Origin of the sequence: Enterobacter sp. MEB024 (assembly GCF_030209635.1) — a bacterium.
Lineage (GTDB): Bacteria > Pseudomonadota > Gammaproteobacteria > Enterobacterales > Enterobacteriaceae > Enterobacter > Enterobacter ludwigii.
Genome location: NZ_JARVRQ010000006.1, coordinates 378103 through 392842, shown reverse-complemented (window position 1 = coordinate 392842; position 14740 = coordinate 378103). Strand labels below are relative to the sequence as shown.

Sequence of the window (14740 nt, the reverse complement as noted above, 5' to 3'; positions counted from 1 at the left end):
GGAGGCAACATGACAACGATAACAAACCCGATCCTCACCGGCTTCAACCCTGACCCGTCCCTGTGCCGTCAGGGGGAGGATTACTACATCGCCACCTCGACGTTTGAATGGTTTCCGGGCGTGCGCATCTACCACTCCCGCGACATGAAGAACTGGTCGCTGGTCAGCACGCCGCTGGACAGGGTGTCGATGCTGGACATGAAGGGCAACCCGGACTCCGGCGGCATCTGGGCGCCGTGCCTGAGCTACGCCGATGGCCAATTCTGGCTGCTGTACACCGACGTGAAAATTGTCGATTCGCCGTGGAAAAATGGCCGTAACTTTCTCGTCACTGCGCCCTCCATCGAGGGGCCGTGGAGCGAACCGATCCCGATGGGCAACGGAGGGTTTGACCCGTCGCTGTTCCACGACGATGATGGCCGTAAATACTACCTCTACCGCCCGTGGGGGCCGCGCCATCACAGCAACCCGCATAACACCATCGTGATGCAGGAGTTTGACCCGCAGACCGGCACCCTTTCGCCCGAGCGCAAAACCCTGTTTACCGGCACGCCGCTCTGCTACACCGAAGGGGCGCACCTTTATCGTAAAGAGGGCTGGTACTACCTGATGGTCGCCGAAGGCGGCACCAGCTATGAACACGCGGTGGTGGTGCTGCGCTCAAAAACGCTCGACGGGCCGTACGAACTGCATCCGGACGTGACGATGATGACCAGCTGGCATCTGCCGGAGAACCCGCTGCAGAAGAGCGGCCACGGCTCGCTGCTGCAGACCCACACCGGGGAGTGGTATATGGCCTACCTCACCAGCCGACCGCTGCGCCTGCCGGGTATACCGCTGCTGGCCTCGGGCGGGCGCGGCTACTGCCCGCTGGGACGCGAGACCGGCATTGCGCGCATCGAATGGCGCGACGGCTGGCCGTACGTTGACGGCGGCAAACACGCGCAGCTGACCGTCCCCGGCCCGCAGATAGCGGAGCAGCCCGCCGCCTCCCGGGACAGCTGGCGGGAGGATTTCGACGGCAGCACGCTTGACCCGGAGCTGCAGACCCTGCGCATTCCGTTCGACGACACCCTCGGCTCGCTGAGCGTGCGCCCGGGGTATTTGCGACTTTACGGCAACGACTCGCTTAACTCGACCTTTACCCAGTCGACCGTGGCACGCCGCTGGCAGCACTTCGCCTTCCGGGCAGAGACGCGCATGCAGTTCTCGCCGGTTCACTTCCAGCAGAGCGCCGGGCTGACCTGCTACTACAACAGTAAAAACTGGAGCTACTGCTTTGTGGACTACGAGGAGGGGCAGGGCAGGACGATTAAAGTGATCCAGCTTGACCACAACGTGCCGTCGTGGCCTCTGCATGAACAGCCGATCCCGGTACCGGACAGCGCAGAGAGCATCTGGTTACGGGTTGACGTCGACACCCTGGTTTACCGCTACAGCTACTCGTTTGACGGTGACACGTGGCACACCGTGCCGGTGACGTATGAAGCGTGGAAACTGTCGGATGACTACATCGGCGGGCGCGGCTTCTTTACCGGCGCGTTTGTCGGCCTGCACTGCGAAGACATCAGCGGTGACGGCTGCCACGCAGACTTTGATTACTTCACCTACGAACCGCTCACGAAATAGCGGCTCAGGCCGGGTAACCCAGCGCGCGTGAGAGCTGGAGCCCGGCCTGCTGAAGCTGCTCGCGGAAGCTGGCCAGTTCGGCGTCATCCACCCGTGACGTCAGCGTCGACAGACTCAGGGCGGCAATCACGCGGGATTCATGGTTCCACACCGGTACCGCCACGCAGCGCACGCCCTGCTCGTTCTCTTCGCGGTCGAAGGCGTAACCCTGCTCGCGGGTCTTTGCGAGGGCCTCCAGCAACGCGTCGCGGGAGGCAAGGGTGGAAGGGGTATAGGTGGTGTACTGATAGCCCTCAAGCAGGGCGTTCAGCTCGGCCTCGCCAAGCCAGGCAATCAACACCTTGCCGATGGCGGTGGCGTGAACCGGCAGCCGACGACCAATGCGTGAATAGGCGATAGCCGCCAGCTTGCCTTCGATCTTCTCGATATAAACGCCTTCACGACCGTCCAGGATCCCCAGATGGGTGGTCTGCCCGGTACGCTGCGACAGCTCCGTCAGCCAGCCTTTCGCCTTCTGGCGAATATCGATTGAGCCCACCACAAAATGGCCGCGCTCAACCAGCTTCATGCCGAGGCGATATTTACCGTTTTCCGGGTTCTGATCGATATAGCCGTGAAGCTGCAGGGTTTTCAGCAGCGAGTGGAGGGTACTTTTGCTCAGCCCCATCAGTTTGCTGATGTCGGTGATCTTAAGCTCGGTGGCCTGCTCGTTAAACAGGTCGAGGATCTGCAACGCACGTTCAACAGACTGAATAATCGGCATAATGCTGGTATGTCCACGCAGGAATTAAGGCGAAAACGTACCTTTTTCAGGCGGAAAAATCAATGAAGTGGCGCCGGTTTACGCCCTCTCCTTGTGGAAGAGGGCCGGGGTGAGGGCACAAGACTACAGAGGATCACTCCCCAAGCGTCGCCACCATCACCGCCTTAATGGTATGCATCCGGTTTTCCGCCTGGTCAAACACAATGCTCGCCGCCGATTCAAACACCTCGTCCGTCACTTCCATTCCGCCGTGCAGATCGAACTCTTTCGCCATCTGCTTACCCAGCGTGGTCTGGTCGTCATGGAACGCCGGCAGACAGTGCAGGAACTTCACGTCCGGGTTACCGGTCAGCGCCATCATCTGCGCGTTCACCTGATACCCGCGCAGCAGGGCAATCCGCTCGGCCCACTTCTCTTTGGCCTCGCCCATCGACACCCACACATCGGTATAAATGAAATCCGCCCCTTTCACGCCGGCCGCTACCTCTTCCGTCAGGGTGATCTTCCCGCCATTCTTCTCCGCCAGCGCGCTGCACTCCGCCACCAGGCTCTCTTCCGGCCAGCAGGCTTTCGGTGCCACGAGACGCAGATCCAGCCCGGTTAACGCCGCCGCTTCCAGCATCGAGTTACCCATGTTGTTACGCGCATCGCCCGCATAAACCAGCGTCATCTCGTTAAACGCTTTGCCCGGCAGGTGCTCCTGCATGGTCAGCAGGTCCGCCAGCAATTGCGTTGGGTGGAACTCGTTGGTCAGCCCGTTCCACACCGGCACGCCTGCATACTGCGCCAGCGTTTCGACCACGTCCTGGCCGTGACCGCGATACTGAATGCCATCGTACATCCGCCCGAGTACCCGTGCGGTGTCCTTAATTGATTCTTTATGCCCAATCTGGCTGCCGCTCGGCCCTAAATACGTGACGCGCGCGCCCTGGTCAAATGCGGCAACTTCGAAAGAGCATCGTGTACGGGTTGAGTCTTTTTCGAAGATGAGCGCGATGTTTTTGCCAGTAAGCTTTTGTACTTCCTTACCCTTTTTTTTATCGGCTTTAAGCTGAGCGGCAAGGGTCAGCAGGGAATTGAGCTGTGCAGGGGTAAAATCGAGCAATTTCAGAAAGTGTTTCTTGTACAGATCAGACATTTTATCCTCACATGGCAAACGCCACTTATTGAATTAAAATTCACTTTATATGTCTAATTATTCATTTGCAACCCCGTTTCACAAATCTTTCCAACAAAGGTGGAGGCAAACCCGTCCGTGTGTGAAAATAGAAGTATCTGCCGCACTTTAAAGAGGAATGAGCCATGGCAAACCCGGAACACCTGGAAGAGCAACGCGAAGAGACGCGCCTGATTATCGAAGAACTGCTGGAAGACGGTAGCGATCCGGACGCGCTGTACACCATCGAGCACCATTTCTCTGCTGACGATTTCGACGCGCTGGAAAAACTGGCGGTAGAAGCTTTCAAACTGGGTTACGAAGTGACCGAGCCGGAAGAGCTGGAAGTGGAAGAGGGCGACACCGTCATCTGCTGCGATATTCTGAGCGAAGGCGCGCTGAAAGCAGAACTGATCGACGCTCAGGTCGAACAGCTGATGAACCTGGCCGAGAAGTTTGAAGTGGAATACGACGGCTGGGGAACCTACTTCGAAGATCCGAACGGTGAAGACGGCGAAGAAGGCGACGACGAAGATTTCATCGACGAAGACGACGACGGCGTGCGTCACTAAGCGTTTCAGGCGGTGGCGCGCGCCACCGCTTTTTCAAGGCAGAACCATGGATTACCCGCAGATACTCGCCCCTGTTCTTACCTTCCTCCAGTGCCCGACCCCGCAAGCATGGATTGATAAAGCCCGCGACCCGGCGAACCTGCCGCTGCTGCTCACCGACCACATGGTGTGCGAGCTCAAGGCCGCCCAGACCGCGCTGCTGCTGGTGCGCAAATACGTCGCCGATGAAAGCGGTGCCGACGTGCTGCTCGACTGGCTCAGACCCTACGAAGCGTTCACCTTCCGCGAAGGCCCGGAACCGGATTTTGTGGCCCTGCATAAGCAGATTAGCAAAAGCGTCATGCCCAAAACCGACGACCCGTGGGGCCAGGCGCTTATCGACAGCATGGTGCTGCTGATCAAAGAAGAGTTGCACCACTTCTGGCAGGTGCGCGAGGCGATGCTGGCGCGCGACATTCCGTACGTCAAAATCACCGCCAGCCGCTACGCCAAAGGGATGCTGAAAGCGGTGCGCACGCACGAACCGCTGACGCTTATCGACAAGCTCATCTGCGGTGCCTACATCGAAGCCCGCTCCTGCGAGCGTTTCGCCGCGCTGGCCCCGTTCCTCGACGACGATCTGCAGAAGTTTTATCTCTCGCTGCTGCGCTCGGAAGCGCGCCACTATCAGGACTACCTGACGCTTGCCCAACAGGTGAGCGACGACGATATCTCACCGCGCATACAGCTTTTTGGCGAAATTGAAGCCACACTTATCTCGACACCGGACAATGAGTTTCGCTTTCACAGCGGCGTGCCGGTGTAAACCGGCATAGCGAAAAGAAAAGGATGCGAGATGAATAAAACGTGGATCCGTATAGTCGTGGTGACTCTCCTGGCCGCCGTCGTGGCGTTCTGGGTCTACTTCGACAAACAACGCCAGCACACCCCCGAACAGCAGCTTGATACCACCCTCAACGCAATGCCCGCCTGGCAGGTGATAAAAGAGCAGGAGCCTGTGCTTCATCAGCGCATTCTTGACCAGATGGCGGCCCTGCAAAAAGCCGGCGAGCCGGAACAGAAGATTATCGACACCATCCAGCCGCAGATCCTGCATCTGCAGATGTCGCGCCTGCAAAACGCGCCGGACGCTAACGTGGTGAACTATATGACGATCAACATGGAGCAGACCGCTGCCATTCAGAAGGTGAGCGACGACGCCTGTTTCCGCTTCCTCTACCCGGCGGTAAAAGGGGGCGTCAACCCGATGCGCATGCTGGATAAAGACCTGATGACGCGGCGCATGCAGGCCGACGCCGATATGATGCGCGCGGCCTACGGCAAAAACCGCCACACCGTAACCCCGGAAGAACGCGAAGCCGCGGTGACGGATGTCCGCCCGATTATGAAAACGCTGGCCGACAAGTACGGCGAGGACATCCAGCTGCTGCAGATGCCGGAGAAGGCGGTGGGCAAAGAGAAGCTCTCCTGCGACATGGTGCAGGAGATGTGGGCGAAGGTGCTGGCGCTGCCAGAGCAGAAGGCGGCAGGCGTGATTCGACTGGCGGTTTCCGAGGTAGAATGACAGGGCGCTGGTTTTTTGGGCACTTAGCGTAGGTTTAGCGCGTCGCCGCTTGCATGGCGGCGCGCGACAGGTATAATCCACAACGTTTCCGCATCCCCTTCAGTGCCGAAGTGGCGAAATCGGTAGACGCAGTTGATTCAAAATCAACCGTAGAAATACGTGCCGGTTCGAGTCCGGCCTTCGGCACCATCGGAACATCAATAGACGTCAACGGACGTCTTTTTTTGTGTCTGAAATCCAGTATTTAGCCATCATTCCCGCTATATTAACTCTCTCAAGGTCAACCGACTTCAACGTGCATCTACCAACAGATGTTGGTACAGATGATGGTATTTCCGGTTCGATAATGCTTGTACCAACAGGGAGGGGATAAGCATGGCTCTAACAGATATCAAAGTCAGAACAGCCAAGCCAACGGATAAGCAATATAAGCTGACCGATGGCAACGGTATGCACCTTCTTGTTCATCCAAATGGCTCTAAGTACTGGCGTCTGCAGTATCGATTTGGCGGAAAGCAAAAGATGCTGGCTCTGGGTGTTTACCCTGACGTATCTCTTGCAGATGCCAGAGCTCGTCGCGATGACGCTCGTAAGCTTTTAGCAAACGGCATCGATCCGGGAGATAAAAAGAAAAATGATAAGATTGAGCAGGAGGAAGCACGTACTTTTGAGCAGCTTGCTATTGAGTGGCATGCCACAAATAAAAAGTGGTCGGAAGAACATAGTCGACGAGTGCTTAAAAGCCTGGAGGACAATCTCTTCCCTGCCATAGGTAAGCGGAATATCGCTGATCTTAAAACTAGAGACCTGCTGGCCCCAATCAAAGCGGTAGAACTGTCAGGACGGCTTGAGGTTGCTTCACGATTACAACAGCGAACCACGGCAATTATGCGCTATGCCGTACAGAGTGGTTTACTGGACTATAACCCCGCGCAGGAGATGGTTGGCGCTGTTGCTTCAAGTAACAGGCAGCATCGACCTGCTCTTCAGTTGAAGCGAATCCCAGAACTATTACGGCGCATAGATAGTTATACCGGTAGACCTCTTACTAGACTTGCCGTCGAACTCACGCTCCTAGTATTCATTCGTTCAAGTGAACTACGCTTTGCTCGTTGGTCTGAGATCGATTTCGAAACATCAATGTGGGCAATACCTGCAGAGCGCGAAGCTATTGAAGGAGTAAAGCATTCACAGCGTGGTTCAAAAATGCGTACACCTCATCTGGTGCCGCTTTCTCATCAAGCTTTAGCAATTCTGAAAGATGTTTACAAACTTAGTGGTGATCGCGATTTTGTTTTCATCGGCGATCATGACCATCGCAAACCGATGAGTGAAAACACGGTGAACAAGGCGCTGCGCGTTATGGGTTATGACACGAAGGTAGAGGTTTGTGGGCACGGTTTCAGGACAATGGCCTGTAGTTCATTGATCGAGTCTGGATTGTGGTCGAGGGATGCAGTGGAAAGGCAGATGAGCCATATGGAACGCAACTCAGTACGCGCAGCTTACATTCATAAGGCCGAACATCTTGATGAACGGCGACTGATGCTGCAGTGGTGGGCTGATTTTTTGGATGCGAATAGGGAAAGCGAAGTTAGCCCTTATGACTTTGGCAAGTAGTCTAATTCCTGATGCTTGCTATGTTCGAATTTGAAAAGCCGGCTTGAACTATAACCCATACTTTTTTATAACTGTATTATTCTGGCGACTCAGAGGTGCACTATGAAAACTTTCGATACTCAACTTGCGATGAGCATTGTATCGCACTCAACGGGAGGTTTTAGTTATGACACACTCGCTAGGGCATTGATTTCTAAAGATAAAAATGAAAATTCTGACGTCCTTCTTGAGTCATGTCGAAATTTTTGTCTCTCTCTTGAGGAAAAAGGTATTCTGAGGCGATGCCAAAGATGTTCTCATTCTCAAGATGAGTATTTTGAGTATATTCCTCACTAACATCAGTCCCTGAAAATTTTTTCAGGGACTGATTACTCCGTTCTTGTCATCCCCTTTTTTCTCCTGTAGCTTGTGTAACACGATTCTGGGGGGCGATTGTGAGCAACATCAACTTAATAACCACATGTACAAACGGCAAACACTACGGTAGTAGGGATATATTGAGTCTGAGTCAATTTTCATCAGGCCGAACCCCTTCAAATGTGCTCGTGAATTCTTGGTGCAATGCTCTGAATGAAGCTATTTCTACATCTGCAACTGTATGTGCAGAGGATCTTTATAAAGGTGGGCACTGGGCGACGGCTAAAGCCATCTTAGAGGATTATCCTATTGATTTATGGATTCTTTCTGCTGGTTTAGGACTCCTTCACCACAAAGACAATGTTGTACCTTATAAAGCGACCTTTGCTGTTGGATATGACGAATCAATACCATTGTATTCTCAAGAATATGTAGGGAAAAATTTTCATAGAACATGGTGGAAAGAAATAACCAATAGATCTATTTTTAAATCTAAGCATCCTACATCTATTGTAGAATTAATGAAAAAAAGAAAAAGAGACTATTATATTATCTGTGGCTCTCCAGATTATATTAATGCAATTGAACTAGATATCATTAATGGTCTTGAGTATCTGGTTGATGCAAAAAAACAACTGCTTATTATAACTTCCAAAAAAATCAATGGTAGGTTAACTACATACCTTTTCAAAACCAACCAAGATATGGCTCAGTGGCTGAGATGCAATATGCTCATGCTTAATATCAGTGTGGCAAAATACATTGTGAAGGAATTTACGTCAAAACAACTCAATGATTTAAATGAGTTATCTCAAAAGTTAAAAGAAGAACTCAAGGAGTTACCTGAGCGTGAAGTGAAAAAAGGAATTCGTCGTAGTCCGGAGGAAGTTAAGTCTTTCATTTTAAAGATTATGGAAAAAAATCCTGGTATCAGTGCAACACACGCGTTGCGTGAATTTCGTGACTCGGGAAATTCATTTGAGGAAAAACGTTTTCGGGCTGAGTTTATGGCCCTGAGAGAGGCTAAACCTTAATGCTACTTGCCTGGGTTTCATGGTAGAATCCCCCGTTTTTTGAGGCTTTGCAGTGGCGTCACAGGAGAGTAAGTTGTCGAAGCTAAAGTATTTTTTCCCTGATAGTCAGGATTTTATCGATCCCAGTTTCGACTTCTTCCGCGAAACGCGTAACGAACATCGCGTGCGTCAACGTGACGATCAGTATCCGCATGAGATTTTTCCTCATCCTTACGATGGTATGCTGGTTTCTAAAGCTGTAGTTGATGGTCTTGGCGGCGGCGAGAGCAAATATACTCGTGCCCAGCGTTTGCGTTACTTCCGTAATGGAATGAAGCACTTTTTCCGTCTGCCGGAAAATATGGAAACTATGGGTGATTGCGGAGCCTTCACCTATGTTAATCAGGACGTCCCGCCATACCGTGTGGAAGAGGTGATTGAGTTTTACGAAACTTCCCGCTTTAACCATGGCGTTTCGCTCGATCATATCGTTTTTGGCTATGAAAAACCTGGTGAGGTATTTAGTGGCGAAGTATTGACTGAGTGTCGCCGACGCCAGGATATCACGCTGACCTTGGCTCAAGAGTTTTTAAATAAGTCTCAAAAGTCCTGTTTCACCCCCTTTGGCGTTGCACATGGATGGAGCAAAACCTCCTACCGTCAGTCTGTAGAGGCCCTGCTGGCCATGGGATACAAAAATATCACTATGGGGGGGATGGTGCCGTTGAAAACGGCGCAGATCCTAGAGACTCTCGAAGAGATTAAGCCGTTGCTGAAAAGTGATACGCGTGTTCACTTGCTTGGTATTGCCCGTCCAGAGAGTTTCTCCGACTTTATCAAATTTGGTGTGACCAGTATTGACTCGACTACACCGCTTCAGCAGGCCTTCAAAGATCGAAAAAACAACTATCATACGCCTGATGGCCCGGCCTATACCGCTGTGCGTGTCCCTCAGTTTGATGCGAATCCAAGTTTGAGTCGCAAAATTAAATCTGGCGTGATTGATCAGGATATTGCACGGCATCTGGAAAAGGATGCCATGAATGCCCTGTTCGAATACGATAAAGGGGCTTTGTCCCTTGAGAAGGCTCTTGATGCAGTCTTGGCTTATGAACGTCTGCATTCGGGTGAAAAAGAGGCCGACAAAATTCGTGCGGATTATGAACGTACGCTAGGAGAACGACCCTGGAAACAATGCCAGTGCAATATTTGCCAGGCCATCGGTATCAATGTCATCATTTTCCGCGGAGCAGAACGTAACCGTCGCCGCGGTTTCCATAATATTCAGGTGTTGTACAACCGTTTACAGCACACATTGTCATTACGCTCAGAGGAACTGTCATGAGTGAATATCGTGTTCCTGCCCTGCGAATCCGACAGGGTGAGGAGAGGCAACTCTATAGCCTTGCGATAGAAGGTAAACAGATCAGCAAAATTGCAGCGATTTCGCGTATTCGTCGCGGCGAAGAGAGTTTGGTTGGTTATCAGCGTCCAGAAGTACGTAACCATATTCGCGAAATTCAGCGCTACATTGAGAGCGCAAATCCGATGATACCAAACCCGGTGATTATCGCTTTTGATAAGCGTGTGCGTTTTGAACCGCTTACAGATAATGACGACATGGGACATCTGGTAATACCTTTCTCCGAAGATAAGGATTTTGAGAAGCCAGGTTTTATTGTGGATGGTCAACAACGTACTGCTGCTTTGCGGGATGCAGAAATCAATTCGTTTATGATGCCGGTCTCCGCTTTTATCGCTAATGACGCGGAAGAACAGCGTGAACAGTTCATGCTGGTTAACTCCACAAAACCGTTGCCCAAAACGTTGTTATACGAACTGGCACCGCATACCCACGGTCGTTTGCCATCCGATCTGCAAATGCGTAAGTTTCCTTCACTGCTGACTCAACGACTGAACTTCGGCGAAGGTTCACTTGCAGGGCGTATCAAAACGGCGACCAATCCTGATGGGGTTATTGCTGACAACTCGATGATCAAAATGATCGATGCCAGTCTTCGCGAGGGAGCATTGTATCGCTTCCGTGACCCGGCGACAGGGTTGGGGGATGAAGGGAAGATGGTGAAACTGCTGAATAACTTCTGGTCGGCTGTGGAAACTGTGTTTACTGATGACTGGGATAAAAAGCCTCGCTATTCCCGCTTGTTACATGGCGTTGGTATTCTTGCGCTTGGCAGCTTGATGGATGAAATCGATCAGGTCCATCAGGACTATAAAGGTGAACCTGGCTGGACTGAGATCCCTTCCTACACTCGTTTTGTCGAAGAGCTAAACCGAATAAAGCCGCTTTGTGCATGGAGCAGTGGCGTGTGGAACTTCGGCACAGATATTGATGGTCAGCCTATCGTCCGTAAATGGAACGAACTGCAAAATCTTTCAAAAGATATATCTTTGGTTACTGACTATTTGGTAACTAGCTATATGAAAACTGTCAATGCAGATATTAAATAAGGGTGACAACCCAATTGGCATTAGAAGTATCGAGTGCTGATTATCGACGTGGGGGCTGCAGATATGGTGCAGAAGTTCAAATTCTGTGCAAGCGCCAGACAGCCCCCATGCTTTCATTCTTATCATCAAACGCTGACCTTGTTACGATATATGTTCGTAACTTATGAAAAATCAAGATTTTTTTTGTTGAGATTTAGTCGTTTCACGAGTTTTGAAAGCCGGTAAATAAGTCATAGGCCGCACCGGATTACCCACCAATCCCCCTAAAAGTCATAGTAGACTAGTAACCGTGATCCCCCTCCTTGACAATCATCTTTACGGGTTGCAGTGTATGACATTGTCCTTGTATTCAGTGATATTATACGTATAAAAAAATCACCATTAATCAAAGGCTTTTAAAATCACTGTTACGCACAGCAAATTTATGGATGGATATATGCCCCTTGAAGTTGGCGACCTCGTTGACTCGCCTTATGGAATCGGCAAACTTATTCGCATTAACAATAATGATGCTCTAATTAAGTATTTCGATTCCCCCGTAAATTATGAAGGCATAGAGCAAACTGTCGAAGTAAAACACCTAAAAAAAGCCGAACTCCACGCGGAAAGTCTGGTTTATCGCTACGACTACGAGGTTGCACACTGGCAGATTGCACGTGTTGTTGGTGCCGTGCCTGGAGGGGTGCGTTTGCATTTTCCTAACAAGCAGCAGGAAGACGTCAGCTTAAATGATATCTTTGTGCGCTGGGATCGCCCTATCAGCGATGCTGCGGCCCTTCTGGCCGAGCGCATTACCTATACCCCCTTCTGGCAAGATGCCCGTCTAGCTTATCAGCATCAGATGCTGAAACAACGCAACGCTTGTGCTGGGATTACCTCTTCGCTGTCGTCCAGTATTGAACTCGAACCTTACCAGTTGGCCGTCGCGCGTCGGGTGTTATCTGACCCTATTCAACGCTATCTGTTGGCTGATGAAGTCGGCCTCGGGAAAACCATCGAAGCTGGGCTGATCGTGCGTCAACACGTCACGGAAAATCCGCTCACCCACTGCGTGGTGATTGTGGCGCCTGGAGTTCTGCACCGGCAGTGGCAGCAGGAACTTTCTGCACGTTTTCACCTGGAGGAACTGCTTAATAAGTCGATCCATATCATTGATATGGCCGCCTTCAGCACAGCGGACCCCCTGTCGTTCCGCCCCGATATGCTGGTGATTGACGAAGCTCATCAGGTCGGTGCCTGGGCATGGGATGCAGAGTACGAGCAGCGCTACGCTAGTGTGAACTACTTGGCGCAACAAAGTGAAAAATTGCTATTACTATCAGCGACACCCGTAACTGGCAATGAAAAGAACTTCCTGGCCATGCTGCATCTGCTGGATGCTAAAAATTACCCACTGACTGACACTGGCTTACAGAAATTTCAGCAGCGTATCCAGCAGCGCGAAGAAATAGGTTCACTGTTCTACGCGTTTAACTGTGATAACGACAACATGACGCTGGAAGAGAACCTGGAAGCGTTGACTAGGATGTTTCCTGAGGATGAAGTACTAAACGGGATGGCTTCACAGTTGCTTCCCCATTTAGATATGATGCAACCGCTGCGGAGTGAGGCGCGTGATCTGCTGATCAATAAAATCCGCCACTACATTGGTAACCGTTACCGTCTGCACCACCGCCTGCTACGCAACCGCCGTAGCAACCCCGCCATTAGCGTCCTGATGCCTGGCTTGTCCGGCCTATCACTAAAAAAATATGCCACGACGAACGCCAGCAACGACATGATGATCGCCTGGCGCGAATCGGCAATAATGATGCACCCACAAGACCCCACGTTGGCGGCAATTTATCAGTTACTGTTTGAAGCCGCTATCGCTACGCCGGAACTACTGGCCCGGCTTGCAAACTATCGCTTACAGCAGGAGTCACTTGGTGCCGCGCAGGGCTTTCTCTATAGTGATTCACAGCTCGCGCTGTTGCAGCATCCGCTGTTTGATGGCGAGAAGGAGATCCTGCTTGAGCTGATAGACCGCTGCAAAATGGAGTGTGACAGCAAGCGCCAGCGCTTAATTGATGTATTGGAAAAACTTCTGGATAGTAACGTCAGAGAACTCCCTTATATTGTGGTGTTCTGTGACCAGCCATGGGTAGCCGACCAGGTATTTACCGACCTGATGATACCATTTATTGGCAAAATCCAGCGCCATAACCCCGACAAAGAAGTGCGCTTTGGCAAGGGAAGCAAATGCCAGATCTTAGTGTGCGATCGCCGGGCTGAAGAAGGTGTCAATCTGCACGGCGGGCGCAAGATTGCGCTGCATTACGACTTGTTGCTGTCGCCTAACCGTATGGAACAGCGTCTTGGCCGCTTGAATCGCTACTGCGCGACTGAGAGTGCGACTACTATCCTCAGCATGGCGCTGGTGAGTGAAGCAGAGGGTCTGCAAAATCAGTGGCTGACTATTCTCAATGAAGTGTTCAATGTCTTCGAAGAGTCGATTGCAAGCCTACAATACTTGATTGATGAGGAATTACAGCGGCTTATTTCCAATCTTTACCCGCTGGGTGAAGAGAGCATGATGCAACTCAGTGCGCGTCTGGCTGGTGAAGATGGCCGCCTTACGGTGGAAAAGCAGCGCATTGAAATGCAGGAAGTCCTGCTGCAAATTGATGGCGATATCATCGAAGCCAGAGAGTATGCCGATGCACTGGCGGATATAGATGAGAATGAAGAGGAATTCCGCCGCTGCGCTCGTAATCTGATAGGTAATGTACTGAAATTCGATTTTATTCCAGATGAGAAAGATCCATCGATATTCCGCTATCGCTTCAACCCTGGTGATAGAGGGACGGGCACCTTAGTCAGCCCACAGCGCCTACAAAAACACTGCCTGCTGGGCTTTGATCTCAACCAATCTAGCGGAAGTTCGCCCATGACTTGGCCACTTAGCTACTACCGGGCTGATACCTCTCAGGGTAAAATCCGCCCGGCTCGCTTGGGTGAACCTTTCCATGATGCCATCCTACAAATGCTGGATTTTGAAGAACGCGGTGTTGCTAGCGCGATTATCCGCATCACACCAGGCATGGGCGATGAAAATATTTTTTTCCGCTACGATTTTCTGATTGAAGCTGATGTCAATACACCAGCACTGCAACGACTGGCCGACCATCTGATGCCTCCTGAAACCATTACCTTGTGGCTGGACCAGGCCGGCGAGCAGGTCACCAACGCAGAGGTGTTGATGATACTTAATGAAGACTATAAACCGAAGGATAAGGGCGGACGCCACCTAAATCTCAATGAGGAACGCTGGGCGCAGATCTCCCATTGCATCAGCGCTAAAGATTGGCGCACCTGGTGTAACGATAGCTATAGCATAGCCCAGCGACTGGCGGTGGAACAGTTCGCCACACAACAGGCTCTCAGCCTGAGCCGACTGGAACATTATCTAAGCAGCGCCGCGCTGCATCATGCTAACCGGCAGGAGACAGGGCAGATGCTGCGCCAGGGTATTGCACAGCCGAAAATGACCTGCCTGGCGACGCGTGCCTTAATCATTGCATCAGAAGCTATATTGGATGAGGACTCATAAAC

At 51.6% G+C, this 14740-nt stretch carries 12 protein-coding genes and 1 tRNA gene; 10 read left to right on the top strand and 3 right to left on the bottom strand.

The genetic code is table 11. The annotated features are described in order from the left end of the window. Nucleotides 1-9 precede the first annotated feature (9 nt). Nucleotides 10-1629, top strand: coding sequence for a glycoside hydrolase family 43 protein (locus tag QRN24_RS13485; protein ID WP_284942796.1), 1620 nt, complete (start codon nucleotides 10-12; stop codon nucleotides 1627-1629). 4 nt (nucleotides 1630-1633) lie between these two features. Here the strand turns inward: QRN24_RS13485 and xynR are convergent, their stop codons facing one another. From xynR to argL, 3 genes are all read right to left on the bottom strand, one after another. Beyond that, nucleotides 1634-2392 (bottom strand): DNA-binding transcriptional repressor XynR, encoded by a 759-nt coding sequence (xynR, locus tag QRN24_RS13480; RefSeq protein ID WP_025205733.1) that lies wholly within the window; start codon nucleotides 2390-2392, stop codon nucleotides 1634-1636. A 133-nt stretch (nucleotides 2393-2525) separates the two neighbouring features. Further along, nucleotides 2526-3530, bottom strand: coding sequence for an ornithine carbamoyltransferase (argF, locus tag QRN24_RS13475; RefSeq protein ID WP_151712069.1), 1005 nt, complete (start codon nucleotides 3528-3530; stop codon nucleotides 2526-2528). Then, entirely contained in the window at nucleotides 3500-3574 is a 75-nt protein-coding gene (argL, locus tag QRN24_RS13470) for a putative translational regulatory protein ArgL (protein WP_223399268.1), read from the bottom strand. Before argL ends, argF begins: the two co-directional genes overlap by 31 nt. Nucleotides 3575-3694: 120 nt before the next feature. Here argL and rraB point away from each other — a divergent pair, with 120 nt between their 5' ends. The 9 genes from rraB to dpdE all read left to right on the top strand — a co-directional run bounded on the left by rraB (nucleotide 3695) and on the right by dpdE (nucleotide 14738). After that, nucleotides 3695-4120 (top strand): ribonuclease E inhibitor RraB, encoded by a 426-nt coding sequence (rraB, locus tag QRN24_RS13465; RefSeq protein ID WP_014168417.1) that lies wholly within the window; start codon nucleotides 3695-3697, stop codon nucleotides 4118-4120. A 46-nt stretch (nucleotides 4121-4166) separates the two neighbouring features. Then, complete coding sequence (gene miaE, locus QRN24_RS13460; protein ID WP_020885381.1) at nucleotides 4167-4925, top strand: tRNA isopentenyl-2-thiomethyl-A-37 hydroxylase MiaE; 759 nt, start codon at nucleotides 4167-4169, stop codon at nucleotides 4923-4925. Between the two features lie 30 nt (nucleotides 4926-4955). Further along, nucleotides 4956-5684: a hypothetical protein gene (locus QRN24_RS13455; protein ID WP_020885380.1), complete on the top strand. Its 729-nt coding sequence runs from the start codon at nucleotides 4956-4958 to the stop codon at nucleotides 5682-5684. A 104-nt stretch (nucleotides 5685-5788) separates the two neighbouring features. Next, nucleotides 5789-5873, top strand: a tRNA-Leu gene (locus QRN24_RS13450). A 186-nt stretch (nucleotides 5874-6059) separates the two neighbouring features. Beyond that, on the top strand, nucleotides 6060-7304 hold the full coding sequence (locus QRN24_RS13445; protein WP_169330410.1) for a tyrosine-type recombinase/integrase: 1245 nt from the start codon (nucleotides 6060-6062) through the stop codon (nucleotides 7302-7304). Between the two features lie 539 nt (nucleotides 7305-7843). Continuing rightward, entirely contained in the window at nucleotides 7844-8695 is an 852-nt protein-coding gene (locus QRN24_RS13440) for a hypothetical protein (RefSeq protein ID WP_169330506.1), read from the top strand. A gap of 73 nt (nucleotides 8696-8768) precedes the next feature. Next, nucleotides 8769-10019, top strand: a complete 1251-nt coding sequence (dpdA, locus tag QRN24_RS13435; protein ID WP_049283008.1) for a tRNA-guanine transglycosylase DpdA — start codon at nucleotides 8769-8771, stop codon at nucleotides 10017-10019. Then, nucleotides 10016-11146 carry a DGQHR domain-containing protein DpdB gene (dbpB, locus tag QRN24_RS13430; protein WP_103774113.1) on the top strand — a complete coding sequence of 377 codons (1131 nt, stop codon included), beginning with the start codon at nucleotides 10016-10018 and terminating at the stop codon, nucleotides 11144-11146. Before dpdA ends, dbpB begins: the two co-directional genes overlap by 4 nt. Before the next feature lie 436 nt (nucleotides 11147-11582). Further along, nucleotides 11583-14738, top strand: coding sequence for a protein DpdE (gene dpdE / locus QRN24_RS13425; protein WP_172860585.1), 3156 nt, complete (start codon nucleotides 11583-11585; stop codon nucleotides 14736-14738). Nucleotides 14739-14740: the final 2 nt, after the last annotated feature.

What these genes read in the sequence shown, in the direction of transcription:
- miaE (WP_020885381.1), top strand. Translation starts at nt 4,167, where the DNA reads ATGGATTACCCGCAGATACTCGCCCCTGTTCTTACCTTCCTCCAGTGC.
- rraB (WP_014168417.1), top strand. Translation starts at nt 3,695, where the DNA reads ATGGCAAACCCGGAACACCTGGAAGAGCAACGCGAAGAGACGCGCCTG.
- xynR (WP_025205733.1), bottom strand. Translation starts at nt 2,392, where the DNA reads ATGCCGATTATTCAGTCTGTTGAACGTGCGTTGCAGATCCTCGACCTG.
- QRN24_RS13455 (WP_020885380.1), top strand. Translation starts at nt 4,956, where the DNA reads ATGAATAAAACGTGGATCCGTATAGTCGTGGTGACTCTCCTGGCCGCC.
- dpdE (WP_172860585.1), top strand. Translation starts at nt 11,583, where the DNA reads ATGCCCCTTGAAGTTGGCGACCTCGTTGACTCGCCTTATGGAATCGGC.
- QRN24_RS13485 (WP_284942796.1), top strand. Translation starts at nt 10, where the DNA reads ATGACAACGATAACAAACCCGATCCTCACCGGCTTCAACCCTGACCCG.
- dbpB (WP_103774113.1), top strand. Translation starts at nt 10,016, where the DNA reads ATGAGTGAATATCGTGTTCCTGCCCTGCGAATCCGACAGGGTGAGGAG.
- argF (WP_151712069.1), bottom strand. Translation starts at nt 3,530, where the DNA reads ATGTCTGATCTGTACAAGAAACACTTTCTGAAATTGCTCGATTTTACC.
- QRN24_RS13445 (WP_169330410.1), top strand. Translation starts at nt 6,060, where the DNA reads ATGGCTCTAACAGATATCAAAGTCAGAACAGCCAAGCCAACGGATAAG.